Consider the following 26,175-nt stretch of genomic DNA (forward strand, 5'->3'; position numbering starts at 1 on the left):
GGGCGAAAGATGGATATGCAGGAAATCGCTGCGCGCGGGCTGGTGCTGCTGGGCTGCGGCAAGATGGGATCGGCGATGCTGGCCGGCTGGCTGGAGGGCGGATTGCCCGCATCCTCGGTCTGGGTGATTGACCCGAACCCCTCGGACTGGCTGAAGGGCACCGGCGTTCACCTGAATGCGGAGCTGCCCAAGGCGCCGGGCATCGTGCTGATTGCGGTGAAGCCGCAGATGATGGGCGAGGCACTGTCGACGCTGCAAAGCTATGGCAACGGCCAGACGCTGTTCATTTCGGTGGCGGCGGGCACCTCGATTGCAACGTTCCAGGACATTCTGGGGGCCGAAACCCCGATCGTGCGGGCAATGCCGAACACCCCGGCCGCGGTGGGCCGCGGTATCACCGCGATCATCGGCAATGCCCACGCCGCGCCCATGGACTTGGAACGGGCCGAAGGGCTGCTGCAGGCCGTGGGCCAGACCGTGCGGCTGGACAACGAAGGCCAGATGGATGCGGTGACTGGCGTCAGCGGCTCCGGCCCGGCCTATGTGTTCCACTTGATCGAGACGCTGGCCGCGGCGGGCGAGGCGCAGGGGCTGCCGGCGGAGCTGGCGATGAAACTGGCCAAGGCAACCGTGGGCGGCGCCGGTGCGCTGGCCGAGGCGGCTGAGGAAAGCCCCAGCCAGCTGCGCATCAACGTGACCAGCCCCAATGGCACCACACAGGCGGCCTTGGAAGTGCTGATGGATGAGCGGGACGGCTTCCCGCCGCTGCTGAAACGTGCCGTTGCGGCGGCAACGGAGCGGTCAAAGGAGCTGTCGCGTGGCTGAGATTACTTTTGACGACTTCCTGAAGGTCGACGTCCGCGTCGGCGAAGTGGTCCGAGCGGAGCCGTTTCCCGAGGCGCGCAAGCCGGCAATCAAGCTGTGGGTCGATTTTGGGGGCGAAATCGGCGTAAAAAAGAGCTCAGCGCAGATTACGGCGCATTACATGCCGGAAACGCTGGTGGGCAAGCAGGTTCTGGCCGTCGTAAACTTCCCGCCGCGGCAGATCGGCACGTTCATGTCAGAGATCCTGGTTCTGGGCCTGCCGGATGAAAACGGAGAGATATTCCTGGCGGGCCCCGACGGAAAGGTCCCGCTGGGCGGGAGGATGCACTGAGATGAAAATCTGGATAGCGCGGCCGATGACGGCAGCGGTCACGGCACGGGCGCGGGAGGCCTTTGCCGATCTGGAGATCCGTGAGACCAACGCGGTGATGAGCGAGGCGGAGATGCTGCGGGCACTCCAGGAGTTCGACATTGTCGTGCCGACGCTGGGCGACAAGTTCACGGCGGAGATCTTTGCCAAGGCGGGCACGCCCCGCTGCAAGCTCTTGGCCAACTTCGGGGTCGGCTACAACCATATCGACGTGGAGGCTGCGCGGGCCGCGGGTGTCGAGGTGACCAACACGCCCGGTGCCGTGACCGATGCCACCGCCGATATCGCGATGACGCTGATCCTGATGTCGGCGCGCCGCGCCTCGGAAGGCGAGCGGATGCTGCGCAAGGGCGATTGGGAGGGCTGGCACCCGACCCAGATGCTGGGCCTGCATGCGACCGGCAAGCGCGTCGGTATCGCCGGCATGGGCCGCATCGGCCAGGCGATTGCGCGGCGCTGCCACTTCGGGTTCGGCATGGATGTGTCCTATGTGGCGCGCTCTGCGAAGGATCTGGATTTCCCGGCCGACCGTGCTGAAAGCCTGACGGCGATGGCGGGGCAGGTGGATTTCCTGGTGGTGGCGGTTCCGGGCGGAGCGGAGACCTATCACCTGATCAATGCCGAGGTGCTGAACGCGATGCAGCCCCACGCGCATCTGATCAACATCGCCCGCGGCGAAGTGGTGGCGGAGGCGGCGCTGATCGAGGCGCTGCAAAACAACCGCATCGGCGGGGCAGGTCTGGACGTCTACGAGTTCGAGCCGAAGGTGCCGCAGGCGCTGATTGATCTGGACAACGCCACCCTGCTGCCGCATCTGGGCACCGCCACAGAAGAAGTGCGCAGCAACATGGGCCATATGGCGCTGGATAATGTCGCGGCTTACTTGGCTGGAGAGGCGCTGCCAAACCGGGTCTGACGCGGGCGGTCAGCTGTCCTTGGGATCATCGCGGGGCTCGTCGCGGCGGTGATCCCAGGCGGGGTCGTCCTTCTTGATCTTGCGGGTCATCCAGGCGCCTGCGGGCCAGGCCGTTACGGCGGCGATGGCGACACAGACGGCAATGGACTGCCAGGAGTAGTAGCCAAGGGTGAAAGAAGCGATGATCAGGGCGCCTGCGATGCAGGCGCCTGCCAGGCTGGCCATGTGAAAGCGCAGCTTGCCTGCGAGCGGATCCCGTGCGGTCATGACGATCTCCTGTAGTAAAGGTTGCACAGGAGGAAAACGCAGACGGTGCCGGCCGGGTTCCGCACCGGTGGTGCTCTAGCGGCTGCCGACGGCCTCGCGCCAATGGCGGCGGCACAGCGAGACATAAGTCTCATTGCCGCCGATCTGAACTTGGTCGCCCTCGGTCATGACACGGCCATGATCGTCCTGGCGGACCACCATTGTGGCTTTCTTGCCGCAGTGGCAGATGGTGCGCACCTCGCGCATCTCGTCCGCCAGCGCCAGCAGGGTGGCGGAGCCGGGGAACAGGTTGCCCTGGAAATCCACCCGCAGGCCATAAGCCAGCACCGGCACCCGCAGGTCATCGACTACGCGGGCCAGCTGCCAGACCTGCTCCGGCTCCAGGAACTGCGCCTCGTCCACGAAAATGGCCGCCACCGGGCCGCGCGCCAGCCGCTGTTCGATGCGCTGGTACAGGTCGTCGCCGGCCGAGAACATGTCGGCCTCCTCGCCGATGCCGATGCGGGAGGCGATTTTGCCCGCGCCGGCCCGGTCATCCAGCTGGGCTGTCAGCAGGTAGGTGTCCATGCGGTTTTCGCGGTAGTTGTGCGAGGCCTGCAGCAGCACCGTCGACTTGCCCGCGTTCATGGTGGAGTAATTGAAATAGAGCTTGGCCATGGCGGCGGGTTTACCCGCACAGGGGAGGAGGGAAAACCGGATTCGCGCAGGTTTTTCCGCGGCAGCGGCAGACCGGCATCAGCTGGGATGGCCCCCCGGGGCTGGCATGGCCGGGGTGGAACAAAACCCCGTGTAACGGCCAACGCCAATAGCCCCGGAAGGCGCAAGTTCCGGGCAGACCAATTACCCTTACCGCGGGACGTCACTCACCCGTCCCGCTTCGCACCGGACAACAGATGCCAATCGCACCATGTCACTCGCTAAATCCCTGAAAACCTGAGGGATGGATAAGGTATCGCAATTCCTCTACAACTCAGGAATGGGAAATTAACCGGTTCGTTCCCCATGGGGGCGGCAGGCAAGCCAGGTAGGATGTATATGGCTGAAATCGGAACGTATCTGAAGAAGCACACCGAAGCGCTGGTGAAGGATGTCGGCATCGAAGCGGCCTGCCAGATTACCGGCAAGTCCAAGGCGACGCTGGGACGGTATTACTCGGACAATGCCGAACATACGGACCGGTTCATGCCGGTGGATGCGGTGGCCAAGCTGGAAGGCGCGGCGTCTTATCCGCATGTGACCTCTGCGCTGGCGGACCTGAAGAACATCACGCTGTCCTACAACGGCAACGGCTCCGCCGAGGAGACCGGCCGCAGCGGCGGGGTGAATGCTGATGTGATCGCGCTGAGCCAGCGGTTTGCCCAGCTGATGAGCGAATACCAGGCGGCCATCGAGGACGGCATCATCACCGTCAATGAGGCCAAGCGGCTCTTGCGGGAAACCGTGCTTTTGCAGCAGGTGCTGCTGGACATGAAACTGCACCTGGAAGAAGAAAGTGCCTGAAACGCCTGATCTGAGCGGCCTGCCTGCGGTTGCGGCAGGGGAATTGCACCCGATTGACGTGGACGCGCTGGCCGCGCCCGGCGATCTCCGCCATCCGCCGCGAATCCTGCTGCTGTATGGCAGCCTGCGCGAGGTGAGCTATTCCCGCAAGGCGGCGGAGGAGGCGGCGCGGGTGCTGCAGGCCTTGGGCTGCGAGACGCGGATCTTTGACCCCTCCGGCCTGCCTTTGCCCGATGATGCGGGCGCGGCGGAGCATCCAAAGGTGGCGGAGCTGCGCGATCTGGCGGTCTGGTCCGAGGGCATGGTCTGGTCCAGCCCGGAGCGCCACGGCGCGATGACCGGCATCATGAAGCTGCAGATCGACTGGCTGCCGCTGTCGCTGCAGGGGGGCATCCGCACCACGCAAGGCAAGACGCTGGCTGTGATGCAGGTCTCGGGCGGATCGCAAAGCTTTAACGCGGTCAATCAGATGCGCATCCTGGGCCGCTGGATGCGCATGGTGACGATCCCGAACCAAAGTTCGATCCCCAAGGCCTGGCTGGAATTCAGCGAGGGCGGGCGGCTGCCGGAAGGCCCGTACTACCGCCGTCTGGTGGACGTGATGGAGGAGCTGGTGAAATTCACCTGGCTGGTGCGGGGGCGCAAGGACTATCTGGTCGACCGCTACTCGGAACGGGTGGAAAGCGCCGAAGAGGTGCACAAGCGCGTGTCGCAGAAGTAACCCTGGCAGGATTGGCCCCAGGTCAAAAAGAAGCCCCGGCGCTGCTGCCGGGGCTTTTTGCGTGTCAGATCAGCGGTATCAGCGGGACATCGCAGGCGGCGAGCATCAACAGCGCAGTGACAAGCAGGGGTAGCCGCATCCGGGGGCTCCTTTTATGTGTATTACAGTTGCCGCGAACACTGCCCTGCCGCTGCAACCGCGGCAAGTGCCGGCGTCTCTCACAAGCGGGAACATGCGCGGATTGCGCTGCCGGCACGGCGCGCTGTGCTGTTAAAGACTCGGGCCGCGCCGGACGTTGGATTTAGGCATTTGTTAAGGCTCATTTGTGCCGCATTTGGGCCGCGAAGTTACCGCCAAACGCAGTTTTCCCGCGAAAACAGGGGAAATTGCGGCCTGTCTTCCTAACGAAAACCATAAGGTTTTCCAGTGATTTGACCTGCATTTTAGGAAAACCGGAGGGAGGTGTTAAGAAAATAAGGGGTTTCCCCACCGTGGCCGATGCACGCGGGGCGGGTTTTAACCTTCTGTTAATCCTGTCGCATTCTGCCCATGTTTCTGCCCGCGCGGCACCGCAGCAAGCCGCATTCAAGCCTCAGGACTCACGCACCATGCCGGTGTGGGAAAATGGAGTGGGTCATGAGACGATTTCTAGGAATTGCCGCCGCTGTGTTGATGAGTTTTGGTGCCGGAGCTGCCGCCGCAGACGGGCAGCGGGCCCCGGTGCAGTCCGTCCCCGGATGGGAGGCGGTGGGCCGGTTGAACATCGGCGGGCGAAGCATGTGCACCGCGAGCCTGATTGCTCCGGACATGGTGCTGACCGCTGCGCATTGCATGTACGACATCCGCACCGGCCGTGCGGTCAATCCGCGGAGCGTCGAGTTTGAGGCGGGCCTCAACGGCCGCCAGTCGAAGGCCGCGCGCAGAGTATCCAAGGTGGCGATTCACGCTGGATACCAGCATGGGCGGACCGGGCAGTTCCAGACCAGCACCGATATTGCCGTGCTGCGGCTGGAGCGGCCGATCAGCGCCGATGTGGTGCGCCCGTTGGCGCTGGCCGGCGCTCCGCAGCGGGGGGAACGGGTGGACGTGATGTCCTATTCCCACCGCAACGCCAGATCGCCCCGGCTGCAGACCGCCTGCCAGGTGCTGGTGGCACGCCAAAGCTCGCTGATCACCTCTTGCCGGGTTGGACTCGGGGCGTCCGGCTCGCCGGTGCTGCAGACACGCCCTGGCCGTGCGCCGCGGCTGGTCTCGGTGATTTCTTCCAAGGCGCAGCTGGGCGGCAAAGGCGTGTCGCTGGCAGCCCCGCTGGACCACTCGCTGCAAAGGCTGATGCGTCAGGCGGGGTGAAGTTCCCAGACCCGCGCCGCAAGAAAAAGCCCCGGGAGTTCCCGGGGCTTTGCTGTGTTCGTCTGTAAGCCGTCGGGCCTTGCTCAGCCCTGCAGGCTCTTTACCTCAACGTCCCCTTCGGCCTGGGCCTTGATCGCGCGCGCGGCGGCGTTGGCGCCGGCCGCGGTGGTGAAGTAGGGGATCTTGTCATAGAGCGCGACGGAGCGCATTTCCTTGCTGTCCTCAACAGCTTGCGCGCCCTCGGTGGTGTTCATCAGCAGCTGGACGTCGCCGTCCTTGAGCATGTCGACCACGTGCGGGCGGCCCTCATAGACCTTGTTGACCAGCTCGCAGGACACGCCCTGGTCTTCGAGCCAGGTCTGGGTGCCGCGGGTTGCGACCAGGGTAAAGCCCTGTTCCACAAGGATCTGCGCCGCTTCCAGCATCAGTTGGCCCTTGTCGGCGTCCTTGATCGAGATGAAGGCGCGGCCCTTGGACGGCAGCACCATGCCGGCGCCCATCTGCGCCTTGAGGAAGGCGCGGGCAAAGGAGCGATCCCAGCCCATGACTTCGCCGGTGGAGCGCATTTCCGGGCCGAGGATGGTGTCGACGCCCGGGAAGCGGGCGAACGGCAGCACCGCTTCCTTGACCGAGAACCAGGGCATGTCCGGGTCGGCCAGGGTCATCGGATCGGCGATCGGGGTGTTGACGTCATAGCCTGCGTCCGGTCCGTAGGGCGGGCGCAGCGGGAAGTTCGACAACGGCTCACCTGCCATCACGCGGGCGGCGATGGAGGCGATGGCGCTGTCGGTGGCCTTGGCGACAAACGGCACGGTGCGCGAGGCGCGCGGGTTCACCTCGATGAGGTAGATCTCGCCGTCCTTGATCGCGAACTGCACGTTCATCAGGCCGACCACGTTGAGTGCCAGCGCCAAGGCGTTGGTCTGGACCTTGATCTGCTCGATCATGTCCTTCTCAAGCGAGTAGGGCGGCAGCGAGCAGGCAGAGTCGCCGGAGTGCACACCGGCTTCCTCGATGTGCTGCATGATGCCGGTGACGTGCACGTCTTTTCCGTCGCAGAGCGCGTCCACGTCCAGCTCAACCGCGCCGGCCAGGTAGCTGTCCAGCAGAACCGGGCTGTCGCCGGAAACCACCACCGCCTCGGCGATGTAGCGCTTGAGCTGATCCATGTCGCGGACGATTTCCATCGCCCGGCCGCCCAGAACATAGGACGGGCGGATCACCAGCGGGAAGCCGATTTCGCCTGCGATTTCCAGCGCCTGTTCGTCGGTGGAGGCGATGCCGTTCTTGGGCTGCTTGAGGCCCAGCTTGTTGACCAGCGCCTGGAAGCGCTCGCGGTCCTCGGCCAGGTCAATGGCGTCGGGGGAGGTGCCCAGGATCGGGATGCCTTCCTCTTCCAGCGCGTTCGCCAGTTTCAGCGGGGTCTGGCCGCCGAACTGCACGATGACGCCGTGCAGGGTGCCGTTGTCCTGCTCCACCCGCAGGATCTCCATCACGTGCTCGAACGTCAGCGGTTCGAAATACAGCCGGTCCGAAGTGTCATAGTCGGTCGACACCGTTTCCGGGTTGCAGTTGATCATGATGGTTTCATAACCCGCGTCGGTCAGCGCAAAGCAGGCGTGGCAGCAGCAGTAGTCGAACTCGATCCCCTGGCCGATCCGGTTGGGGCCGCCGCCGAGGATGACGACTTTCTTCTTGTCCGAGGGGCGCGCCTCGCATTCGACGTCACCGAAAGCGGGGGTCTCGTAGGTCGAATACATGTAGGGGGTCTGCGCCTCGAACTCGGCGGCGCAAGTGTCGATCCGCTTGAACACGGCGTTGACGCCGGCCGCGCGGCGGGCCTTGCGGACGTCAGCTTCTTTCTGGCCGGTCAGCTTGGCGAGGCGGGCGTCGGTGAAGCCCAGCATTTTCAGCGCGCGCAGGCCCGCCTCATCAGACGGCAGGCCGCTTTCGCGGATTTCAGCCTCGGCCTCGACGATTTCGCGGATGCGGGCCAGGAACCAAGGGTCGAACTTGGTGACCGCGTGGATTTCGTCATCAGACAGGCCGTGGCGCATTGCCTGGGCAATGGTGCGCATCCGGTCGGGGGTTTGCTGGCCGATGGCCTTGATCACCGCGGCGGTGTCGCCTGCGGGTTCCCACGGGCCGGCACCGACGCCGTCGATCATCACCTCGTCAAACCCGGTGAGGCCCGATTCCATCGAGGCCAGCGCCTTTTGCAGCGATTTATGGATGGTGCGGCCGATGGCCATCGCCTCACCCACCGACTTCATCGCGGTGGTCAGGTACGGCTCGGAGCCCGGGAATTTCTCGAATGCGAATTTCGGGATCTTGGTGACAACATAGTCGATGGTCGGCTCGAACGACGCGGGCGTCACCTTGGTGATGTCGTTGTCCAGCTCGTCCAGCGTGTAGCCGACCGCCAGCTTGGCCGCGATTTTGGCAATCGGGAAGCCGGTTGCCTTGGAGGCCAGCGCGGAGGAGCGGCTGACGCGCGGGTTCATCTCGATCACCACCATGCGGCCGTCGGCGGGGTTCACCGCCCATTGCACGTTGGAACCGCCGGTTTCCACGCCGATCTCGCGCAGCACGTTGATCGAGTGGGTGCGCATGATCTGGTATTCTTTGTCGGTCAGCGTCAGCGCCGGCGCCACGGTGATCGAGTCGCCGGTGTGGACGCCCATCGGATCGACGTTTTCGATGGAGCAGACGATGATCGCGTTGTCCGCCTTGTCGCGGACCACTTCCATCTCGTATTCCTTCCAGCCCAGCAGGCTCTCGTCGACCAGGATCTGGTTCACTGGCGAGGCATCCATGCCGGAGCGGCAGAAATGGATGTAGTCGTCGCGGTTGTACGCCACGCCGCCGCCGGTGCCGCCGAGGGTGAAGGCGGGGCGGATGATTGCGGGCAGGCCGATTTCATCCAGCGCTTCCAGTGCGATGCGGACGCCTTCCTCCAGGTCGGCGGTGCCGTTTTCCCGCTTGGGCGCGGTGACGATGGTGGCCTTGGGGTTCTCAATGCCCAGGCGGTCCATCGCTTCGCGGAACAGTTTGCGGTCTTCGGCCATCTCAATGGCGTCGCGCTTGGCGCCGATCATCTCAACGCCGAATTTCTCCAGCACGCCCATCTCTTCCAGCGCCAGCGAGGTGTTGAGGCCGGTCTGCCCGCCCATGGTCGGCAGCAGCGCGTCGGGGCGTTCTTTCTCGATGATCTTGGCAACCACTTCGGGGGTGATCGGCTCGATATAGGTGGCGTCGGCCAGGCCCGGGTCGGTCATGATGGTGGCCGGGTTGGAGTTCACCAGAATGACCCGGTAGCCCTCTTCGCGCAGCGCTTTACAGGCCTGGGCGCCGGAGTAGTCAAACTCGCAGGCCTGCCCGATGACGATCGGACCGGCTCCGATGATCATGATCGACTGGATGTCGGTTCTTTTGGGCATGGCCATATTCCTTTGGTTGACGCGCGGGCAGCTTTAAATCAGGGGCGCCATCGTGCGCCCAAATTGTCCTGCGTTATAGGGACCGCGCCGAAAGGTTCAAGGGGGATCGGAAACGGATTTGAAAATGCCGCATCCGCCCCTTTTGTTCGCATAGCGAACAGATATATGTGGGGGCCAAGACCTCGGGGAGTCAATTGCGGTGCGGATTCGCTTTGATCAGGGGCCCAAAGGGGCCGGCACGTGTTTCGACCAGCCGCTGCGTGTGATCCGCGCGGACGGGCCGGAAGAGGTGCCCGCTGCACTGGCCGCGCTGGATGCAGCGCGGGACGCCGGGCACTGGCTGGCGGGCTATGCGTCTTATGAACTGGGCTATGCGCTGGAGACGAAGCTGGCCGGGCGGATGCCAGAAGGGCGGCGGCTGCCGCTGATCTGCTTTGGGGTTTTTGAGGAACCGTCCCAGTTTGCCACTGAGGGCGGCGCCCGGCCGCGGGCGGAAGCGATAGCGCCCGCCCAGGGGGGCGGACGGGCGCTGCCCGGCGTTCCGCCGGGCGATGCAGGATTAGAAAGCATCACACCCCGATGGACCTATGACCGCTACGCCGAGGCTTTCTCCGAGGTGAACCGCAACATCGGCAAGGGTGATATCTATCAGGCCAACCTGACCTTCCCGATTGATGCCGTGGCCTATGGCACCACTGAGGAGCTCTATGCCGCCTTGCAGGCCCGGCAGGCTGTGGGCTACGGCGCGCTGGTCCAGCAGGACGGCCTGCCGGACCTGCTGTCGCGCTCGCCGGAGCTGTTCTTCCGCACCGGTGCGGATGGCGTCATTGAGACCCGCCCGATGAAGGGCACCCAGCCGCGCAGCGACGATCCGGTGGAGGACGCCCGCCGCCGCGACTTCCTGCGCCAGGATGAGAAGAACCGAGCCGAGAACCTGATGATCGTCGATCTGCTGCGCAACGACATCAGCCGGGTGGCACAGACCGGCTCGGTGCATGTGCCGGAACTGTTTGCGGTGGAAAGCTATGCCACCGTGCATCAGATGGTGTCGCTGGTGCGGGCGAAGCTGCGGCCCGATGCGGGGCTTGCGGACATCTTTGCAGCGCTGTTCCCCTGCGGTTCGATCACCGGCGCGCCCAAGATCCGGTCGATGGAGATCCTGGCGGAGCTGGAGCCCTGGGCGCGCGACATCTATTGCGGCACCATCGGCTGGGCGGCGCCGGACGGGGCGTCCGAGTTCAACGTGGCCATCCGCACGCTGATGCTGGAAGAGGGCCGCGCGACGCTCAACGTCGGCGGCGGCGTGGTCTGGGACAGCACCGCGGAATCGGAATATGAGGAAGCGCTATGGAAAGCCCGGTTTGCCCGCGTGACGCCCTCCAGAACGATCCCGCTTTCCGCCTGATCGAAACGCTGGCCTGGCACCCGGGCGAGGGGTTCCGGCATCTGCCGCTGCATCTGGCCCGGATGGGGCGCAGCGCTGGGGTTTTCGGGATTCCGTTTGATCCTGAGCAGGCGCAGGCGGTTCTGACTGGGGCCGCCGGAGATACGATGCTGCGCTGCCGGCTGACGCTGGATGCGGCTGGCCAATTGGAGCTGACCACAGCACCGCTGGTAAACAACCCGGCTGAATGGCGCCTCGGCATTGCGGAGACCCGGCTGGAGGCCGGTGACCTCTGGCTGCAGCACAAGACCACCCGCCGCGCGCTCTATGACACCGCGCGGGCAAACCTGCCTGACGGGGTGGACGAGCTGCTGTTCCTGAACGAACGCGATGAGATTTGCGAGGGCACCATCACCAATCTCTTTGTGACCCGCGCGGACGGGCAGAGGGTGACGCCGCCGCTCCGCTGCGGGCTGTTGCCGGGTGTTCTGCGCCGGACGCTGCTGGAAAGCGGACGGTGCCGGGAGCAGGTGCTGAGGGTACAGGACCTGAACGATGCGAAGGCCATCCACGTGGGCAACTCCCTGCGCGGTCTGATCCCGGCCCGTATGGTGTAAGGGGCGTAGCGCTCCCGCGGGCGCGCGCCTGCGGCGCGCTGCGGTTGCCGCAGAACGCCCCCGGCGCCCCGCCGCCGACGGGGCGCCGGGCCCAACGCTTGCCGCCGGGCCGCGCAGCGGCGGGGCGGCAAGGGGCGGGAGCCTTTGCGCCGCCAGCGTGCCGAACCGGCAAAAACAGGGCCGCTGCCGGGGCGGAAATGGCCCTGTTTGCTTGACAACTGAGCCGCAAACTTGTGTACCACCCCGGACGAATTCCGCGCCGTTTCCGTGCGCATCTCCCGAACGACGGCCCGCCCGGGCACAAGACCGGTATAACGAAAGGTCAACCGATGCACGCTTACCGCAGCCATACCTGCGCCGAACTGAACAAATCCAACGTGGGGGAAACCGTCCGCCTGTCGGGCTGGGTCCACCGCGTCCGCGACCACGGCGGCCTGCTGTTCATCGACCTGCGCGACCATTACGGCATGACCCAGGTCATGGCCGACCCGGACAGCCCGGTGTTTGCCGAAATCGAGAAGGTCCGCAGCGAATGGTGCATCCGCATCGACGGTGAGGTGAAGGCGCGTGACGAGAGCCTGGTGAACCCCAAGATCCCGACCGGCGAGGTTGAGGTCTTCATCCGCGACATCGAAGTGCTGGGCAAATCCGAGGAACTGCCGCTGATGGTGTTCGGCGACCAGGAATACCCGGAGGAAACCCGCCTGCGCTACCGCTACCTGGACCTGCGCCGCGAGAAGATGCAGAAGAACATGCTGCTGCGCTCCAACATGGTGGCCTCGATCCGCCGCCGCATGTGGGACATCGGCTTCAACGAATACCAGACCCCGATCATCACCGCCTCGTCGCCTGAGGGCGCGCGCGACTTCCTGGTGCCGTCGCGCCTGCATCCGGGCAAGTTCTATGCGCTGCCGCAGGCACCGCAGCAGTTCAAGCAGCTGATGATGGTCTCGGGCTTTGACAAGTATTTCCAGATCGCGCCCTGCTTCCGCGACGAGGACCCGCGCGCCGACCGCTCGCCGACCGATTTCTACCAGCTCGACATGGAAATGTCCTTTGTCACCCAGCAGGACGTGTTCGACACCATCGAGCCGTTGATGAAAGGCGTGTTCGAGGAATTCGGCGGCGGCCGCAAGGTGGATCAGACCTGGCCGCAGATCTCCTATAAGGACGCAGCACTGTGGTATGGCACCGACAAGCCGGACCTGCGCAACCCGATCAAGATGCAGGTGGTCTCCGACCATTTCCGCGGCTCTGGCTTTGCGATCTTCGCCAAGCTGCTGGAGCAGGAAGGCACCGAAATCCGCGCCATCCCGGCGCCCACCGGCGGCTCCCGCAAGTTCTGCGACCGGATGAACGCATTCGCCCAGAAAGAGGGCCTGCCGGGCATGGGCTACATCTTCTGGCGCGAGGGCGCGGACGGCATGGAGGCGGCCGGCCCGCTGGCCAAGAACATCGGCCCCGAGCGCACCGAGGCGATCCGCCAGCAGCTGGAACTGGGCGTGGGCGATGCCGCCTTCTTCCTGGGCGGCAAGCCCAAGACCTTCCAGACCGTGGCGGGCAAGGCGCGCAACGTGATCGGCGAGGAGCTGGGCCTGACCGAGCAGGACCGCTTTGCCTTTGCCTGGATCGTGGATTTCCCGATCTACCAGGAGGACGAGGAGAGCGGGAAGCTGGACTTCGACCACAACCCGTTCTCGATGCCCAAAGGCGGGATGGAAGCGCTGGAAGGCGATCCGCTGGCTGTGACCGGCTATCAGTATGACCTGGCCTGCAACGGCTATGAGCTGGTCTCCGGCGCGATCCGGAACCACAAGCCGGAGATCATGTTCAAGGCGTTTGAAATCGCCGGTTACGGCGAGGAAGAAGTGCGCAAGCGCTTTGGCGGCATGGTCAACGCCTTCCAGTACGGCGCCCCGCCGCACGGCGGCTGCGCGGCCGGTATCGACCGCATGGTGATGCTGCTGGCCGATGAGGCCAACATCCGCGAAGTCATCATGTTCCCGATGAACCAGCGCGCCGAAGACCTGATGATGGCTGCGCCGTCTGAGCCCATGGCCGAACAGCTGATGGAACTGGGCCTGCGCGTGATCCCGCAGGATCAGTAAACCGCTTTCACTGTTTAACGGAGGCCCGGGCTTTTGCCCGGGCCTTTTCTTTTGCCGCCGTGCTGGTGCAGAGTTTCCCGGGAAATCCGGCGTGCGCGATGCGCGGGGAATCGCTCTGCCGGAATTCCGCCGGGCAGGCGACGGAAACCGCGATGAACCGCGTATCACCTGAAAATCACCTGTGGGGCAGGGCGGCAATGCTCTAACCTGCGGGCAGGGCGGCTGTGCAGGGCCGGCAGTGCAAGGAGAGAGCAGGGCGATGCAATTTGACGGAGACTTGGCCGAGATCCGCTTTGGTGCCGGGCTGTCGCCGGCGGTTGCGCCTCCTGCATCGGCGGATGAGATGCTCAGCCGTCTGCGGGGCCCTGACGAAATGGCGCAGCGGTTTCCGGTCACCCCTTTGGAAGACGCGGTCTCGGGCGCTGCGACGTACCGGCGGCTGCGGCGGAAGCGCAAGCGGCAAGACGGCAAGCCTGGCTATGAGGCCGCGGACAAGGCGTTCAAGGACTTCCGTCGGTTGCAGAACCACACCCGGTTCGGATGGCACGGCCAGCGGCTGCTGCGCCATGTCCATACCCGCGACGGGTTCCGCGAACGGCTGGTGCTGTTCTGGGCGGACCATTTCACCGCGCAAGGGAAATCGGGAGCGACCCGGGTGCTGGCCGCGCCCTATGCCGAGAGCGTGATCCGGCCGCATCTCAGCGGCCGTTTCGAGGATTTGCTGATCGCCGCTGCCACCAGCCCGCTGATGCTGATGTACTTGGACCAGAACCGCTCTGCCGGGCCGGGCAGCCGCGCCGCCGCGCGGCGCAAGCGGCTGAGCGGGCTGAATGAAAACCTGGCCCGGGAGGTGCTGGAACTGCACACGCTGGGGGTGGACGGCCCCTACAGCCAGACCGATGTGCGCCAGCTTGCGGAACTGTTCACCGGTCTGACCGTGTCCAAGGAAGCCCAGTTTGTCTTTCACCCAGGGATGGCGGAGCCGGGGGCGGAAACCGTGCTGGGGAACACGTACGGCGGCGGCAAGCCGCAGCTGGAGCAGGTGCTGAGCGCGCTGCGCGATCTGGCCCGCCATCCCGTCACCGCGCAGCATATCGCCCGCAAGCTGGCTGTGCATTTCGTCTCCGACACGCCGGATCCGGCGCTGGTGTCCCATGTGGCAGCGCGGTTTCAGGGCAGCGGCGGCGACCTCATGCAGGTCTATGCGGCGCTGCTGGAGCATCCGGCCGCCTGGGAGCCGCAGCTGCGCAACGTGAAGCCGCCGTTTGACTATGTGGCATCGGCCTGCCGGGCGCTCGCGGTGCCTGAAGCGCGGATTGCGGGATTCAGGCCGGGACAGGTGAACCGTTTGCTGCTGGCGCCGCTGACGCCGATGGGACAGCGCTGGGAGTTTTCCGGCGGGCCGGACGGCTGGCCGGAGGAAGACGCCGCCTGGGTGACGCCGCAGGCTCTGGCCGCCCGTCTGCGCTGGGCGATGGCGGCCCCGCGGCGGCTTGCGCAGCCGCTGCCCGATCCGCGCGGCTTTGCCTCTGCGGCACTGGGCGGCTTTGCCAATGAGCGGGTGATGTTTGCCGCCCGCGCCGCTGAAACCGAAGCCGAGGCGGTCGGGCTCATCCTGTCCTCTCCCGCCTTTCAGCGCCGCTAGCAGGAGGCCATCCGATGCAGCTGACCCGCCGTTCTCTCCTGACCCGCTCCGCCCTGCTGGGCTGTTCGCTGGCGGCCAGCCCGCTGGTCACGCCTGTCAGTTTTGCTGCCGCCCCCTGGGACACGCGGCTTGTGGTGATTATCCTGCGCGGCGGCATGGACGCGCTGGATGTGGTGCAGCCCTATGGCGACCCGGATTTTGCCGGGCTGCGGCAGACCTTGTCGGGCGGGCCCGCCGCCGGGGCAGCGGATCTGGACGGCTTTTACGCCCTGCACCCTGCGCTGGCGCCGCTGCTGCCGCTGTGGCGCAAGGGTGAGCTTGGGTTCGTGCAGGCGGTGTCCACACCCTACCGCGACCGGCGCAGCCACTTCGACGGGCAGGACTTGCTGGAGGCTGGCACCGCCGGGCTGGGCGAGGCGCGGGACGGCTGGCTGAACCGGCTGCTGCAGCAGACGCCGGGGACGGATGCGCGCACCGCCTTTGCCATCGGCCAGGAGCGGATGCTGCTGCTGGAGGGTGCTGCGCCGGTGTCGCAATGGGCGCCCGGGGCCGGGCTGGCGATGAGCCCGCAGGCGGAGCGGCTGGCGGCGCTTTTGATGGAGGACGACCCGCTGTTCCACGCCGCGCTGAATGAGGCGCTGGAGCTGACCCGCCAGGACATGTCCCTGGGCCTTGAAGATGGCGGCGGCGGCAGCGCGGACAGCGGCATGATGGAGATGATGAAGACGCCGAAGGGCAAGGCGCACACCGCCATTGCCGCCTATGCCGCCGAACAGCTGCGCGGCGACAGCCGGATTGCGGCGTTCTCGATCAACGGCTGGGACACGCATTACCGCCAGGCGGGCGGTCTGAAGGCAGCGCTGGGGCGGCTGGCCGATACGGTTCTGGAGCTGCAAAACGGCATGGGGCCGGAGATCTGGGGCAAGACCGCTGTTGCGGCGGTGACAGAATTCGGGCGCACCGTGCGGGAGAACGGCACCGGCGGCACCGACCACGGCACTGGCGGCGCGATGCTGCTGGCGGGCGGCGCTGTCCGCGGCGGCCGGGTGCTGGGGCGCTGGCCGGGGCTGGCGGAGGCCGACCTTTATGACCGGCGCGACCTGATGCCGACCGCGGACGTGCGCCGCTACCTCGCCTGGCTGCTGCACGGGCTCGCAGGCGCGCAGAGAAGCGGGCTTGAAGCGGCAGTGTTCCCGGGGCTTGCGATGGAGGACGATCCGGGACTGCTGCTGTAGCGGCCGGTTGCCTGGTCTTCCCGCGCCGCTGACATAGGTGACCCGCTCCGGCTGCGGGCGTGCACTCCGCTGCCCGGTGCGTCCGGCATAGCAGCCGGCTGCTCCCGCCCGCTCAGATCATTCGGGGAATGACCTGAGCCGTTGGGCCCGGCACCGCCTGAAGGCGGTGCCGGGCCTAAGGCCGCCAAGCGGTGCGGCCTTGGCCGCGCAGCTGCGGGCGCGGGAGAGGACCGGAAAGGGCTGGCTGAATGATCGCTCAGTCGGCGCGTGATCTGCTGGCAGAGATGGGCAGCGGACGCGGGGCCGCAACTGCCTGCCCGCAGGGCGGACGGAGGACGCAGGGGGCGGGCGCCAGCGGCTGACGGGCATGCGGCTGGACCTGGTCGGGCCTCAGGACGTCACCATGCTGCCTGGGAATCGAACTGCCGGTTCGCCTGTCTTGCTGCAGGGGCGGGGCATGGAACGGGACGTCTGGGCTGAAGATCCGGCGCTTGCTGGGGACCAAGGCGGCGCAGGGGGGAAACCGGGACGCCAGAACCATGGGCGCTTTGTTGCATCGGCAACTGCGTGGCAATATGAACCGCGGCCGGCAGGCCAGTGCAAGCGCGGCGGGCGGATCCCGGTCAGCGGTTTGGCTGACTGATGATCAGCGGGCGGTTGTCCGTCTGACCGCGGTTGCGGCGGATTGCCCGCGCGTCGAGCCGGGTCTGCCCGTACAGCACGATGACCAGCGTGGCGAGCGTGATCAGGAAAACCTCTGCCATGTCAGATCGCCGCGCGGCGGTCGAGCCGTTCCTGAACCAGGCCGGCCAGTGTGGCGGTATCCTGCGAAAGCGGCTTGCCTTTTTGCCGGGCGCTGTCCAGCCGGTCTGCCGCATCCGCAAGCGGCCGGTCGCCGGCGCTGCGGGCGACGCCGCCCAGGAACTGCGCCAGATAGGCCAGGGTTTTTTCTTCCTGAGACATGCTGAGCACGTCCGCGGCGTGCGCCATGTCGTCCCGGTAAGCTAGCAAATCCGGCTCTACCGTCTCGTCATCCAGGGCGCGCGGGCCGGCCAGCTGGCGGTCGGCGGGAAGGTTCGACAGGATCGCCTGCTGGAAGGCGGCCAGCGATGTGATCGGCTTTTCCAGGAAGCCGGCAGCGCCGGCCTCAATCGCAGCGGCTTCCAGCGTGGGGTCGCCGGAGGTGGCCAGGATCACGCTGGGGCGCGGGCTGGCCCCCGCCAGTTCGCGGATGAGGTCGAGACCGGAGCCATCCGGCAGCCCGACATCGGCGATCAGCACGGAGGGGCGGTAGACCTGCAGGTGGCGGCGGGCGGATTTCAGGCAATCGGCCCGGCGGATGCGGGCACCGCTGCGCAGGCAGAGGAGCCGCAGCGCCTCGCAGGCAAAGCGGCTGTCCTCGACAACCAGAATGGTCAGCCCCAGCAGCGGGCGCCGGGTGGTGGGCAGGCGTTGAGCGGCAGCAAACAGTTCCGAATCGTCCATAACGTATCCTCCTTGCGGGATATGGACCGACGCTAGGAACTCTAGGCTAACACCCGGTTAACGGCGCGTGCGCTGCCGCGTCCGGAGGCCCCCGTGCGCAATGGCGCACTTGCCGCGGCGCAGCATCCGCCGCATAACCGGATGCGAGGAAAGATTGTGAGAGGAGCACACCAAAGATGATTGGCCGTCTGAACCATGTTGCCATTGCTGTCCCGGACCTGGAGGCAGCCTCGGCCCAGTACCGCAACGCGCTGGGCGCCAAGGTGGGGGAGCCGCAGGATGAGCCGGATCACGGGGTGACCGTGGTGTTCATCGAACTGCCCAACACCAAGATCGAGCTGCTGTATCCCCTGGGGGCGAACTCGCCGATCAACGGCTTCCTGGAGAAGAACCCGGCGGGCGGCATCCACCATGTATGCTATGAGGTGGAGGACATCCTGGCGGCGCGTGACCACCTGAAAGCGCAAGGCGCGCGGGTGCTGGGCACGGGCGAGCCGAAGATCGGTGCCCATGGCAAGCCGGTGCTGTTCCTGCATCCCAAGGATTTCAACGGCTGCCTGGTGGAACTCGAGGAAGTTTGACGCTATGAGCGTCCTGCCCCGGCTGCGGGGCAGGGCAAACCAGAGGAGCCGGAGCCATGGGCATTACATCAGCGATCGTATTGTATGCGGTGATCTGGTTCATGACCTTTCTGGTGGTCATTCCGATCCGGCTGGAAACCCAGGGCGACAAGGGCGACGTGGTGCCGGGCACCCATGCGGGCGCGCCCGAGAACCATTACCTGAAGCAGAAAGCCTGGATCACCACCGGGGTGGCTGCGGTGATCTGGGCGATTGTTGCCGGCATCATCTTTTCCGGCGTGATCTCGGTGCGGGATTTCGACTGGATGGGGATGCTGCCCGAGCGGGATTGAGGCCGCGGGTCTCCTTTTCTAAAGTGGAAGAAGTTCTCCCGCCCGGCCGGGAGGCATTGGCATGCCTGCGTGCCGGTTGGGCGTGGCGCCGCGCTGGCGCGCGGCGCGGTTGCGGCCAGCCCAGGCGGGCTGGGGCGGGGCAGGGTTCCGGTTTTGATGATGGAAAGCTTGCTGAGAAGCGCTTGAGGGGCAGGTCTGCCCCTCAAGGCGCCATTTCCAGTGTATTCCGTCCTCCGCCGCGTCAAGGCTGAACCGCGCGTGCCGCGCGGCGGCTCAAGCCGGCCTTGACCCGGCTGCGGCCGGGGGGCGCGGCCCGTCTTATCTGCGGGCCAGCGCGTGGTAGAGGTGGGTGAAGGTTGCGGCCCCCAGGATCGGGACCACCAGGTTCACCAGCGGCACCGACAGCGGCATCGCCATCAGGGTGCCGGCCGCCCAGATCGTGGTGGCATGGCGGCGGCGCAGCTTCTTTGCCTCCGCCGTGCCCACCCGGCGGGCGGCTGCGAGGGTGAAATATTCACGCCCCAGCAAAAAGCCGTTCAGCCCCCAGAAGATGAACACCGCCGCAGGCGGAAACAGCACATAGAGGAACAGCGCCAGGATATTGGCCCCGATCAGAAGGCCGAGGAAGTTCACCGTGTCCTTGACCGCATCCCAGAACGGCACCTTGGCCGCGGGCGGCAGGGCGGGATAGTGCTTGTCCTCCACTGCCTGCGCCACCTCGTCCAGGAACATCGAGGTGATCGCCGAGGCTACCGGCACCATCAGGAAGACCGACAGCAGCAGCATGAGGAGCAGCGAGCCGATGGACAGCAGATCATCGAGCCAGGTGATCTCGCCCAGCACCGGCACCGTCGCTTCGGGGCCGACCAGCCATTGGATCAGCACCAGAAAGCCCGCGTAGGCGGCGATCAGCAGGGCGACGGTCAGGCCCAGCCCCAGGAACAGCACCTTGCGGAAGCGCGGGTCGCCGGTCTGGCCGAGGGTCTTGAAAAAGGCGGTAAAGATCATGCGCTCATCCAGGTGGTGATTGCGTCAAGGTCCGGGCGCGGGCGCTCGGGCGGGGCGGAGCTTTCGGTGGCGATGTGGATGAGGCCGGCAATGCGCTCATTCTCTGCCAAGCCAAAGGCGGCCTCGCAGAAGCCGCGGTCATGGCTGGCCCAGCCGCTGAGCCAGTTGGCGCCCCAGCCGGCCGCCAGCGCCGCGTTGAGCAGCGACAGGCACACCGCGCCGGCGGAGTAGCTTTGCTCGATGGCGGGCACCTTGGGGCTTGGGGTCTGCACCTCGACCACGGCCACGGCAAGCTGGCCCAGGTCGAACTGGCTGCGGCCCTTGGCGATGTCCTCGGGGCTTTTGCCCAGCCGGGTGCCGGTGTCCTCGCACAGGGCGGCCAGCCGTGCCATGGCGGGCCTTTCCACCACGATAAAGCGCCAGGGCTCCAGCTTGCCATGATCGGGGGTGCGGGCGGCGGCGGTCAGGATCGGCCGCAGCTCCTCGCGCGTGGGGGCCGGGGCCACCAGCGTTTTGGCCGGGCGCGAGCGGCGCGACAGCAGGAATTCAAGGGCGGCATCATTGCGTGCGGGCATATGTGAAACCTTTTTACATCTGTTGCTGCCTATCTCGGCAGGCATGGGCGTTTTTTCAAGAGCCAATGGGCCTTGCGCGCTTGTAGCGGGACACTTCGCGTTGCAGTGCGGGACACTTCGCGTTGCAGCAACTCGTTTGTGAGATTTCCTTGATTTTTAGGGCTTTTCCGGAGGGGTTTCCAGCCCCGGCGCGGCGGCACCAGCGGCTGCCAGGGCGGCAAGCTTGGGACACTTCGGATTGCAATACCGGGAAATCTGCCGCCCAAACCGTTTAAATCCGTTGCCAGCAGCAGCCGTTTAAACGCGGCTTACACAGGGTTTGTGCAAAAGGATGGCTTGCAAGAAGACAAAAGCCCCGGCTATCACCGGGGCTTTCTCTCGGCCAAATTGCACCGCGCTACGCTTCGGCCTCAATCCGCTTCAGCCCGTGTTCCTCCAGTATGTCGGCGAACTGCTCCCCGGCGCTGGTGGTGCCTGCCGGGCCGGAGGTCACCGCCAAATGATGCGCGACCACTTGCCAATCTACCGGAGCCAGATCTTCAACTGGTGGGGTGAACCGCTTCGCCAGCGCAACCGCTCGCACGAACGCATCCGTCTCCACAGCTGACCCGCCCACGTGGGTTGCAGGCTCCTGCCCGGTTGCGGACAGCCTGACCCCGAAGTTCATGCCTGACCGGCCAAGGGCGTTTGCTGCGCGGTTGCAAGCGTCCGCATGTTTCAGCGGGGCCAGGAAGGCGATGCGGTTGGTGTGCAGGGTCATGCGATGCCTCCCGAACGCTGTGCGAACCACTGGCGAACTGCTGCGAGTTGGTTGCTTGTTGGGGTGCTGTTGACCTGCACGGTGCCGTAGAACCGACCACTGAAACGGTTGCCCCCACTAATCCGGAAAGGCGTCGTTTCGCCTGCGACCAGAACAGGGCCGTCAGAGTTAGTGTTCTCAACCCCGTTGGCCCGGTAAACCCGGTCCATACCAACTGACTGCATTGACACAACCAAGTCCTTGTTAAGTACGGCCCCCCCGAGGTCGAACGCATAGGAGTTGTTCTGTGCGATGTTCGTACCAATGTTTCCCGACGATTGACTAAGGTAGATCATTGGGTGCCTTTGGTCGGGAACCAGGGATGGACCCCGGTTTGATATTACTTCTGGAAATGAGCGATTGAATGCATCAAGCCGGAACGCTGTGCAGTTGAGGATGTCGGTCGAGAACGGCAGCGGACCAATCGCAACCAGCTCATCGTCGACCCCATCGAACGCCAGCCAGTGAAGCCCGCCGCCGGTCTGATAGGTTGGCCTTGCGGCGTCAGATGGGGCGGTGAGGTGGTTGCCGGGGAGAGTGCGGCAGGACAGGTTCCTGACGGTCGCAGATACTCCAGTCGCGTAGATGTTGAAGCGCAGCTCACCGGCCCCATAACTCGACCCGCCGATAACTCTAATGGTGTGGTCCCCGGCAGTGAAATTGCCCAGAGAGGTGGACCCCACGGTCACGTTGGCTTGATCTTGTGGACTGGAGGTCTCCAATGAGAAGGAAATCTCGTGGTAACCACTGCGCAGATCAACTGCGGTCAGGTACGCGCGGGCAGTAGAACCGGCATGCTCCAGGACCACTGATTGACCGTCGTCGCCTACCCGGGCTACAGAGTCCCCAGTAGCGGTGAACTGCCATGTGCCCAAGCCGGTTGTGAAAACATCTCCGTAGAGTTCCGGTCCGCGCACCAACCCCTGCGACTTGTCCATCACCAGGCCGACCGGGTCACCTTGGACGGTGACGGGCCTGGTGCCTGCAGCGTCCTGAAACAGCGTTGAGGTGTCGGAGGGGTCGATGAACAGGACTAGGCTTAGGGTAAGCGGTGAGAACTGCCTCGAACGGAAAGGGCTATGGAGTGCGAAGGGGCCGCTAGTAAACGGGCTACGCATGATCGACCATTACTTCAGAGCCTGCGCTGCGGCGGCCCTTTGCCCATAGGCGGGCGCCAGTCCCAGCACTGATGGAAGTCAGGTTGATTTCCCGCTCGCCAGTGCCGCCAGCGTAGATCCAACCTCTGTCTGAAAATTCTGGCTGATTGGTATTTGCGCGCCGGATTTCGACCGCACCGTCTAGCACTTGAAAGCTGATGACGGTGACGTCATTTGCGGTCAGCTCAACCCATTCGTCCTTATCAACTGCAACTGTCTCCTGGTGTCGGGGCATTTTAGTCTCTCCTCTTGGGTGGTTTTTGTGAGCCGCCGCGGTCAACCTCCTGATTGGAAATGCGGTTACTCGGAGTGGTCAGCGGGCCAGCCGTTGCAGTGCCCGATTTCGTGTCGCACAACGTCTTCCGGCAGAGTGTTCCGGAACTCGCGGTCAATGGTGATGACGATGCAGGAACCAGGGATCCGCCATGCGCATCCTCTTTGTGTGTGTGTGACCGGGATAGCAGCTTCGTTGTTTTCAAAGAGCTGCCTGCACAACTCCCTCACTTGCCTCTGGGGCATTTGAAACAGTGTCAAATGCCCTTCGTATTGGTGGTCATATTCTGCAGGCGGGTTCCAGACTGTGCGTTCGACCTCTTGGACCGCAAAGGCAGCGGGAGATAAAGCGAGACTTAAGAATTGTGGCGGTCATGCAAGTAAATGCAGTCTTCATTGAAGTGTCCTTAATTTAGAGTTTTTCCCGATTGTCAGAGCCGGAAGACGGTTTCTCCGTCTGCTCTGGCTGGGGCGAAAGGTATTTGTCCTTTAGAGGTAAGAATCACCCTAAGATTGCGCAAGACCTTTCTGTTCACTTGCAGGCGGCCAGAGCTGATCGTCAGTGAAATCCTGCAGTGGCGGGTCTGTGTCCTTGAGGTTCCTGGCTGCGCGAATATGGGCCTGCTTGTGCCTGAGTGCAGCTTGGCTGAAAGCGAAGCAGGTCTGGGCGTCCATTGGCACCCAGACGTTTTCTTGGTTCAGGAAGGAAAAATCCGTGTCCGGATCTGCCCACCGCAAGTCCCCGGCTTTTGCTCCCATTGCTATTGCTATACCGGCGCTGGCCCCTGCACCGGTAATGTTCGTCACGCTGTCCGGGTCAAAGTCAAACCAGTGTCCCTGGAACTCGAACCCAGCACTGATGCGGCGGTCCCGCTCAGCGTGGATGGCTTCCTTTAGCCGTTGCCGGACCCGCTCCAGGTTCTGACCGAACTCAAGCATGATCCACCTCGATCTCACCGATGAAGTCTTGATAGGGAAAGGCGCCGCGTAGAACCGCCGCATAGCGTCCCTGGTCACGAAGGACCAGGATGTCAATGAGCGTTCAAAACTGACCCGGTTTCAGCGTTTGAATTTGACCCACCCCTTGTGGCGCAAAGGCCCCAGGCGGGCCGCCCTCATATAGCGAGTCCGACTGGGGGCTTTGCTTGCGCGACGTTTATGTTTTTCTGCGTCGCTTGCTCTGTGCGAACCGGTATGACGTGTTGCCTGTCTCGATGATTGCGCAGTGATGGGTTACGCGATCCAGAAGCGCGGTTGTCATCTTGGCGTCACCGAAGACCGAGACCCATTCGCCGAACTCCAGGTTCGTCGTGATGATGACACTGGTCTTCTCATAGAGCTTGCTGATCAGATGGAACAGCAACGCGCCGCCGGACTTGGGGAACGGGATGTAGCCCAGCTCGTCGATGATGACGCAGTCCAGGGCCGAGAGCTGCCGGATGATCTTCCCGGCATTGCCCTCGGCCTGTTCCTTGATCAGGGCGTTGATCAGGTCGACGGCGTTGAAGAAGCGCGCCTTCTTGCCGTTGCTGATCAGGGTGGTTCCAAGCGCGATGGCGATGTGGGTTTTGCCGGTGCCGGTTCCGCCCACCAGGATGAGATTATGTGCCTCTTCTGTGAATTGGCCTGAGCAGAACGGCTCGATTTGGGGCTGGGTGACGGCGGCCGCGCTGTAATCGAAGGTGGCGAAGTCCTTGTGGTGGGGGAACTTCGCAATCCTCATTTGATACTGGATGGAGCGCACCCGCCGCTCTACAGTCTCAGCGTCGATCAGTTGCTTTATCGCTGTGGTCAGACTTGGTGGCTTGCGCGCGGACAGCAAATCATGGGCGCAAGCTGCCATCCCGTGCAGCCTCAGGGCGGTCAGTTGGTCGATGAGGGCGTTCATGCGGCAGCCTCCTCAGCCGAGCACAGCGTCTCATAGCGCTTGCAATCGGCCTCGGGCCGCAAGGTCAGCTGCGGATAGGTATAGGCGTCGCTGAGCGGCGTGATGACCGGCTCCACCAACTGGTTAATCAGGTTGATGATGGCGGGCAGGCGCAGGGTGTTTTGTTCCACCGCCAGTTCGCAAGCCGTCTCGACCACCTCGACCCCGTGATCCTGGGCCAGCAGAAGCAGATCGACGAACTCCCGATCCCCGCCTTTGCCGGCCATGTAGTGCTCCCTGATCTGATGCATGGCCTCAGGCAGTTGCCAGTCCACAAAGGGGGCGCCGTCGCGCAGGGCGCCGGGCTTGCGATCCAGCAGCGGCACGTAGTGCCAAGGTTCAAAATAGCTGACATTGCGGGTGAAGCGACGCTTGTGCTCGGCGATGACATCCTGGCCCGACACCAGCACGATCCGGCCTGCATAGGCGCGCAGCGACACATGTTGCCCCGCGAACCGGGACGGCACGCTGTAGCGATTGCTGGCATATTGAACCAGGCAGGTGGAGCGAACACGAACGGTCTTTTCCACGTATCCGTCAAATGCTCGCCCCAGAGGGCGCAGTTCGGCGCGTTCGTCTTCGAACAGCTCTGCAATCGTGCGATCCGATTGCTCGGGATGGGGCCGGTTTGCCAGCTCTTCACAGCGCAGGCGCAGCCAATCGTTCAGCGCATCGAGATCATCAAAGGCAGGTTTGGGCACAAACAACCGGCCGCGCAAAAACTGGACCTGGTTCTCGACCTGTCCCTTCTCCCAGCCCGCAGCCGGGGTGCAGGCCACCGGCTCCATAACGTAATGGTTCATCAAGGCAAGGAACCGGGGATGGAATATCCGGTCCTTGGAGCGGGAGACATAGGTCACCATGGTCTTGGGGTTGTCGATGATCACCCGGCGTGGAACCCCGCCATAGAAAGACAGCGCCTGCGCAAAGGCATCCAGCACCATCTCCTGGGCTTCGCCGGGATAGGCGACGACAAAGGGCTTGCGGCTGTGGCACAGGCGGAAATGGGCAACCTTCACCTTCTGCTCGATACCGCCCAGGACAACCCGTTCTTCGCTCCAGTCAAATTGCAGCGCATCGCCTGCCGCAAAATGCAGCGGGATAAAGGCCTCGCCCGAACCGGCACCGGCCCGCCTCAGATCGCGGACAAATCGCTGAACTGGCGAATAGGAACCGGTGTAGCCTTCCACCACGAGCTGCTCATAGAGCTTCTGGGCCGTCCGCCGCTCCCGGCGTGGTCGCTTCTGGTCCTGATCGAACAGCTCCTGAAGCCGAAGATCAAACCCGTTGCACAGTTTGTGCCGAACCGGCGGGGCCTGGCGCTGGTAGCTCGGCGGGCTCTCATCCTTCAGATACTTCTTGATCGTGTTCCGCGATAATCCCGTCGCCCGCGCAACAGACCGGATGCTGCGTCCCTCAACCAATACCCATCGTCGGATCTTCGACACGCTTTCCATCAGTAACACCTGCTCTTTCCTCCGCACTTTTTGTGCGGATGTTAACGAAAACAGGTGGGTCAATTTTACTCGCTCATAACCCACCCAAGTGGGTCAATTTTGCACGCCGATTCACAAATGAACATAACTGTGCTTATTGGTACCTAGTTTCTGCATGATCGAAGCATAAGCTTCGCTTCTGAGCTGTCACTAGCCGAAGTTTC

Annotated in this window: 26 protein-coding genes; 13 read left to right on the forward strand and 13 right to left on the reverse strand. The window is 64.4% G+C overall.

The genetic code is table 11. The features are described 5' to 3' along the window. Positions 1-9 precede the first annotated feature (9 nt). From proC to ACXAED_RS13805, 3 genes are read left to right on the forward strand one after another with little or no spacing between them, the layout of a single operon-like run. Positions 10-825 carry a pyrroline-5-carboxylate reductase gene (gene proC / locus ACXAED_RS13795; protein ID WP_475050692.1) on the forward strand — a complete coding sequence of 272 codons (816 nt, stop codon included), beginning with the start codon at positions 10-12 and terminating at the stop codon, positions 823-825. Next, entirely contained in the window at positions 818-1,156 is a 339-nt protein-coding gene (locus ACXAED_RS13800) for a tRNA-binding protein (RefSeq protein WP_475050693.1), read from the forward strand. The genes proC and ACXAED_RS13800 overlap by 8 nt, the downstream gene beginning before the upstream one ends. A gap of 1 nt (position 1,157) precedes the next feature. Further along, positions 1,158-2,111 (forward strand): 2-hydroxyacid dehydrogenase, encoded by a 954-nt coding sequence (locus tag ACXAED_RS13805; RefSeq protein WP_475050694.1) that lies wholly within the window; start codon positions 1,158-1,160, stop codon positions 2,109-2,111. 9 nt (positions 2,112-2,120) lie between these two features. Here ACXAED_RS13805 and ACXAED_RS13810 read toward each other — a convergent pair whose 3' ends face one another. Further along, on the reverse strand, positions 2,121-2,378 hold the full coding sequence (locus ACXAED_RS13810) for a hypothetical protein (protein ID WP_475050695.1): 258 nt from the start codon (positions 2,376-2,378) through the stop codon (positions 2,121-2,123). 75 nt (positions 2,379-2,453) lie between these two features. Then, positions 2,454-3,035, reverse strand: a complete 582-nt coding sequence (locus ACXAED_RS13815) for a thymidine kinase (RefSeq protein WP_475050697.1) — start codon at positions 3,033-3,035, stop codon at positions 2,454-2,456. Between the two features lie 378 nt (positions 3,036-3,413). On the opposite strand from ACXAED_RS13815, the gene ACXAED_RS13820 reads away from it, so the two are divergent. The 3 genes from ACXAED_RS13820 (at position 3,414) to ACXAED_RS13830 (ending at position 5,949) form a co-directional block, all read left to right on the forward strand. Then, positions 3,414-3,878, forward strand: a complete 465-nt coding sequence (locus ACXAED_RS13820; RefSeq protein WP_475050699.1) for a hypothetical protein — start codon at positions 3,414-3,416, stop codon at positions 3,876-3,878. Then, on the forward strand, positions 3,871-4,599 hold the full coding sequence (gene arsH / locus ACXAED_RS13825) for an arsenical resistance protein ArsH (protein WP_475050700.1): 729 nt from the start codon (positions 3,871-3,873) through the stop codon (positions 4,597-4,599). Before ACXAED_RS13820 ends, arsH begins: the two co-directional genes overlap by 8 nt. 636 nt (positions 4,600-5,235) lie before the next feature. Beyond that, a complete protein-coding gene (locus tag ACXAED_RS13830) occupies positions 5,236-5,949 on the forward strand; it encodes a trypsin-like serine peptidase (protein WP_475050702.1) in 714 nt (237 codons plus the stop codon). A gap of 83 nt (positions 5,950-6,032) precedes the next feature. Here the strand turns inward: ACXAED_RS13830 and carB are convergent, their stop codons facing one another. Next, complete coding sequence (carB, locus tag ACXAED_RS13835; RefSeq protein ID WP_475050705.1) at positions 6,033-9,389, reverse strand: carbamoyl-phosphate synthase large subunit; 3,357 nt, start codon at positions 9,387-9,389, stop codon at positions 6,033-6,035. A gap of 199 nt (positions 9,390-9,588) precedes the next feature. Between carB and ACXAED_RS13840 the strand changes: the two genes are divergently transcribed. From ACXAED_RS13840 to ACXAED_RS13860, 5 genes are all read left to right on the forward strand, one after another. Then, the gene (locus ACXAED_RS13840; RefSeq protein ID WP_475050707.1) at positions 9,589-10,794 is read left to right on the forward strand and encodes an aminodeoxychorismate synthase component I; all 1,206 of its coding nucleotides are present in this window, start codon (positions 9,589-9,591) and stop codon (positions 10,792-10,794) included. Next, positions 10,737-11,390: an aminotransferase class IV family protein gene (locus ACXAED_RS13845; RefSeq protein WP_475050710.1), complete on the forward strand. Its 654-nt coding sequence runs from the start codon at positions 10,737-10,739 to the stop codon at positions 11,388-11,390. The genes ACXAED_RS13840 and ACXAED_RS13845 overlap by 58 nt, the downstream gene beginning before the upstream one ends. A gap of 329 nt (positions 11,391-11,719) precedes the next feature. Continuing rightward, the gene (aspS, locus tag ACXAED_RS13850) at positions 11,720-13,498 is read left to right on the forward strand and encodes an aspartate--tRNA ligase (protein WP_475050711.1); all 1,779 of its coding nucleotides are present in this window, start codon (positions 11,720-11,722) and stop codon (positions 13,496-13,498) included. A 259-nt stretch (positions 13,499-13,757) separates the two neighbouring features. Then, positions 13,758-15,143, forward strand: a complete 1,386-nt coding sequence (locus ACXAED_RS13855; protein WP_475050712.1) for a DUF1800 domain-containing protein — start codon at positions 13,758-13,760, stop codon at positions 15,141-15,143. A gap of 14 nt (positions 15,144-15,157) precedes the next feature. Further along, complete coding sequence (locus ACXAED_RS13860; protein WP_475050713.1) at positions 15,158-16,378, forward strand: DUF1501 domain-containing protein; 1,221 nt, start codon at positions 15,158-15,160, stop codon at positions 16,376-16,378. A gap of 623 nt (positions 16,379-17,001) precedes the next feature. On the opposite strand, the gene ACXAED_RS13865 is transcribed toward ACXAED_RS13860, so the two are convergent. Both ACXAED_RS13865 and ACXAED_RS13870 read right to left on the reverse strand, forming a co-directional pair. Next, the gene (locus ACXAED_RS13865; protein ID WP_475050714.1) at positions 17,002-17,142 is read right to left on the reverse strand and encodes a hypothetical protein; all 141 of its coding nucleotides are present in this window, start codon (positions 17,140-17,142) and stop codon (positions 17,002-17,004) included. Position 17,143: 1 nt separating this feature from the next. Next, on the reverse strand, positions 17,144-17,863 hold the full coding sequence (locus tag ACXAED_RS13870; protein ID WP_475050716.1) for a response regulator: 720 nt from the start codon (positions 17,861-17,863) through the stop codon (positions 17,144-17,146). Positions 17,864-18,039: 176 nt separating this feature from the next. Here ACXAED_RS13870 and mce point away from each other — a divergent pair, with 176 nt between their 5' ends. Together mce and ACXAED_RS13880 are read left to right on the forward strand one after the other, a co-directional pair. Then, positions 18,040-18,444, forward strand: a complete 405-nt coding sequence (gene mce / locus ACXAED_RS13875; RefSeq protein ID WP_475050717.1) for a methylmalonyl-CoA epimerase — start codon at positions 18,040-18,042, stop codon at positions 18,442-18,444. A 56-nt stretch (positions 18,445-18,500) separates the two neighbouring features. Next, on the forward strand, positions 18,501-18,776 hold the full coding sequence (locus ACXAED_RS13880) for a DUF1467 family protein (RefSeq protein ID WP_475050719.1): 276 nt from the start codon (positions 18,501-18,503) through the stop codon (positions 18,774-18,776). A 318-nt stretch (positions 18,777-19,094) separates the two neighbouring features. On the opposite strand, the gene ACXAED_RS13885 is transcribed toward ACXAED_RS13880, so the two are convergent. The 8 genes from ACXAED_RS13885 to istA form a co-directional block, all read right to left on the reverse strand. After that, positions 19,095-19,784, reverse strand: coding sequence for an EI24 domain-containing protein (locus ACXAED_RS13885; protein WP_475050721.1), 690 nt, complete (start codon positions 19,782-19,784; stop codon positions 19,095-19,097). After that, positions 19,781-20,359: a nitroreductase family protein gene (locus ACXAED_RS13890; RefSeq protein WP_475050723.1), complete on the reverse strand. Its 579-nt coding sequence runs from the start codon at positions 20,357-20,359 to the stop codon at positions 19,781-19,783. Before ACXAED_RS13890 ends, ACXAED_RS13885 begins: the two co-directional genes overlap by 4 nt. Before the next feature lie 397 nt (positions 20,360-20,756). Further along, complete coding sequence (locus ACXAED_RS13895) at positions 20,757-21,119, reverse strand: hypothetical protein (RefSeq protein WP_475050726.1); 363 nt, start codon at positions 21,117-21,119, stop codon at positions 20,757-20,759. Beyond that, positions 21,116-22,096, reverse strand: coding sequence for a hypothetical protein (locus ACXAED_RS13900; RefSeq protein WP_475050728.1), 981 nt, complete (start codon positions 22,094-22,096; stop codon positions 21,116-21,118). The genes ACXAED_RS13895 and ACXAED_RS13900 overlap by 4 nt, the downstream gene beginning before the upstream one ends. A gap of 172 nt (positions 22,097-22,268) precedes the next feature. Then, a complete protein-coding gene (locus ACXAED_RS13905) occupies positions 22,269-22,550 on the reverse strand; it encodes a hypothetical protein (protein ID WP_475050729.1) in 282 nt (93 codons plus the stop codon). Between the two features lie 545 nt (positions 22,551-23,095). Next, positions 23,096-23,527 (reverse strand): DUF4376 domain-containing protein, encoded by a 432-nt coding sequence (locus tag ACXAED_RS13910; RefSeq protein WP_475050730.1) that lies wholly within the window; start codon positions 23,525-23,527, stop codon positions 23,096-23,098. A 217-nt stretch (positions 23,528-23,744) separates the two neighbouring features. Next, a complete protein-coding gene (istB, locus tag ACXAED_RS13915) occupies positions 23,745-24,476 on the reverse strand; it encodes an IS21-like element helper ATPase IstB (RefSeq protein WP_027234437.1) in 732 nt (243 codons plus the stop codon). After that, positions 24,473-25,972, reverse strand: a complete 1,500-nt coding sequence (istA, locus tag ACXAED_RS13920) for an IS21 family transposase (protein ID WP_475046390.1) — start codon at positions 25,970-25,972, stop codon at positions 24,473-24,475. Before istA ends, istB begins: the two co-directional genes overlap by 4 nt. Positions 25,973-26,175: the final 203 nt, after the last annotated feature.

The sequence above is a fragment of the Leisingera sp. ABM4_103 genome, from assembly GCF_056158685.1.